Raw genomic sequence first — 3348 nt, forward strand, 5'->3', positions numbered from 1 at the left:
CACCCAGAGCGCGGCGGCTGCCGGCAGCGTCAGGAACAGCGTGAATTCGACCGAGCGGTTCTGCAGATTGGCCGCTTCGATCAGATTGCCCGACTTCAGCGCCCGCGACAGTTCGGGCAACAGCACGATCGCCACCGCCACGCCGACCACGCCGAGCGGCAACTGGTAGATGCGGTCGGCATAGGCGAGCGAGGACACCGCGCTGTTCTGCGCAGAGGCGATTGCCGTGCCGATCAGCTGGTTGATCTGGGTGATGCCGCCGGTGAGTGCCGCCGGCAGCGCCAGGATCAACAGCCGCTTGACAGCGGGCGTCATTTTCGGCCGGCGGAAGCCGATCGAGATGCCGGCATGGCGCACCGCCACCCAGACGATCGCCAGTTGCACCAGCCCGGCGGCAAGCACGCCCCAGGACAGCCCATAGCCGACGGTGAGTGCGTCGGAGCCCTTGTACCAAGCATAACCGAGCACGCCGATCAGGATGATGTTGAGGAAGACCGGTGCCACCGCGGCGGCGAAATAGCGGCGCAGCGAATTCAGCATGCCCGCCATCATGGCGCCCAGCGACATGCAGATCAGGTAGGGGAACATGATCGTCGCCAGCGTCACCGTGGTGTCGAACTTCCCCGGCGTGCCGGCAAAACCCGGCGCCACCAAATAGCGCACGATCAGCGGCATCGACAGTTCCATGACGATGGTCAGCGCCAGCAGCGCCGTGAACAGCACGCCGAACACTTCCTCGGAGAAGCGCTTGGCGCCATCGGTGCCGTGGGTCTCGATCTCCTTGGCGAACAGCGGCACGAAGGCGGCGTTGAAGGCGCCCTCGGCAAACAGCCGGCGAAAGGTGTTGGGAAACTGGAAGGCGGCGTTGAAGGCGTCGGCGACCGGTCCGGTGCCGAGTGCGGCCGCCATCAGCATCTCGCGGCCGAAACCGAGCGCGCGGCTCATCAGCGTGCCGGAAGCGACCGTTGCGAATTTCTTGACGAGGCTCATGCGTTTGGAGACTGCCTACAGGATAAGGACAAAGTGATGGTGGCGGTCACTCGGCGGCCGCCGCCCTGGCTTTGCCGCCGCGTTCGGGCACGATGCCTTCGAGCGTCGCCATCAGCCGGTTGCGAATGGTCGCGATGCGGGCCGGGCTGTCGATCTTCTGGCCGGTTAGATCGGTGACATAGAAGGTGTCGATGACCTTTTCGCCGAAGGTGGTGATGTGGGCCGATGCGATGTCGAGCGACAGGTCGGAAAGCGTTCCGGTGATCTCCGACAGCAGCCCCGGCCGGTCCAGGCCTTCGACCTCGACGACCGAAAAACGGTTGGACAGCGTGTTGCGGATTTCGGCGCGTGGCGGGATCTTGAACACCTTGGCGCCACGCCGCGGCTTGGTGCGCTTCTCGATCATCTCCGGCAGCCAGCTCTTGCCCGACAGCACGTCCTCGATCAACCGGCCGACACGCTCGGCGCGCCGGCGCTCGTCCTCGTCACGGTCGAATTCCCGCGAGATCAGGATGGTGTCGAGTGCGCGGCCGTCCGATGTCGTGAAGATCTGCGCGTCGACGATGTTGCCGCCGGCTCCGGCGCAAGCCCCGGCGATGACCGACAGCAGGCGGGGATGGTCCTGCGCCAGCACGGTGATTTCGGTCACCGCCTCGAACTGGTGGGTCTTGACCATGGTGGCGAGCTTGTTGCCCGCCACATCCGCCTCGCGGATGAACTCGGCATGGCGCAGCTGGTCGGCGAGATCGACGGTCAAAAGGTAATTCTCGTAGTGCTGGCCGACATAGCGCTTGCGGGCCTTGTCCGGCCAGTCGCCGAGCGCCTCGGCCAGACGCTCGCGCGCCGCCGCCGTGCGCTGGGCGCGCGACACTTCTGAAAAACCGCCGGTCAAAAGCAATTCGGTCTCGTAGTAGAGCGTGCGCAGCAACTGGCCCTTCCAGCCGTTCCAGACACCGGGTCCAACGCCCCTGATATCGCAGACGGTGAGGATCAAAAGCAGCTTCAGCCGCTCGACCGACTGCACGATCGCGGCGAAATCCTCGATGGTCTTGCGGTCGTTGAGGTCGCGGGTCTGCGCCGTCATCGACATCACAAGGTGGTTCTCGACCAGCCAGGCCACGGTTTCGGTGTCGGCCGGCGACAGCCCCATATGCGGGCAGATGCGACGTGCGATCCTGGCGCCGGCCTCGGAATGATCCTCCGGCCTGCCCTTGGCGATGTCATGCAGAAGCACGGCGACATAGAGCGCCTCGCGGCTCTTCTTCAGTCCCGGCATCAGCGTGTGCGAGAGGGGATGGATCTTTTCGCCGTCGCCGCGCTCGATCTCGGCCAGCACGCCGATGCAGCGGATCAGGTGCTCGTCCACCGTGTAGTGGTGGTACATCGAGAACTGCATCATGGCGACGATCTTGCCGAAATCGGGGATCAGCCTGCCGAGCAGCCCGGCCTCGTTCATGCGCCGCAGATTGAGTTCGGCATTGCGGTCTGACGTCAGGATGTCGAGGAACAGCCGGTTGGCCTCCTCGTCGCGCCGCAGCGACTTGTTGACTAGGCTAAGCGAGCGGGTCAGCAGCTTCAGCGCGTCGGGATGGAATTCCAGGCCGTGCTTGTCGGCGAACCAGAACAATCTCAAAAGATTGACCGGATCGCGCTCGAACACCTGGTCGTCGGCGATGTTGATGCGGTGGTTGTCGACAATGAAGTCGGAGGTGCCGGCCAGCTTGCGCTTGCGCCTGGAGAAAGTCAGGAAGATGCGGTTGAAGCCCGGCACGTGCTTGGCCTGCTCTTCCTCGAGCGCGGCACAGAAGATGCGGGTCAGGTCCCCGACATCCTTGGCAACCAGGAAGTAGTGCTTCATGAAGCGCTCGACCGCCGACAGGCCGGGGTGCGTGGTGTAGCCCAGCCGTTCGGCGATCTCGCGCTGGATGTCGAAATGCAGCCGTTCCTCGGCCTTGCCGGTGAGGAAATGCATGTGGCAGCGTACCGCCCACAGGAAATCCTCGGCCTTCTGGAACTCCCGGTATTCGCCCTCGGTGAAGACGCCCTTGTCGACCAGCTCCTCGCCGGTGCGCACCCGGTAGAAATATTTGCCGATCCAGAACAGCGTCTGCAGATCGCGCAGGCCGCCCTTGCCGTCCTTGACGTTGGGCTCGACGAGATAGCGGCTTTCGCCCGCCTTGGCATGGCGGTCGTCGCGTTCGGCAAGCTTGGCCTGGACGTATTCGGGGCCGGTCGTGCGCACCACCTCATGGTCGAAGCGCAGCATCAGTTCGTCATAGAGTTTTTCGTCGCCCCACAGGAAACGCGCTTCGAGGATCGAGGTGCGGATGGTGACATCGGTTCGCGACAGGCGCAGGC

Annotated in this window: 2 protein-coding genes; both read right to left on the reverse strand. The window is 64.3% G+C overall.

Going from position 1 to position 3348, the window contains the following annotated elements:
* Window positions 1–990: murein biosynthesis integral membrane protein MurJ (gene murJ / locus EN993_RS33220; RefSeq protein ID WP_127265990.1), on the reverse strand; the 990-nt coding region annotated here is incomplete at its 3' end.
* Between the two features lie 46 nt (window positions 991–1036).
* Window positions 1037–3348 (reverse strand): [protein-PII] uridylyltransferase (locus EN993_RS33225; RefSeq protein WP_127265991.1); only part of this gene is annotated, 2312 nt, incomplete at its 5' end.

This window comes from Mesorhizobium sp. M7D.F.Ca.US.004.01.2.1 (genome assembly GCF_003997785.1).
GTDB lineage: Bacteria > Pseudomonadota > Alphaproteobacteria > Rhizobiales > Rhizobiaceae > Mesorhizobium > Mesorhizobium loti.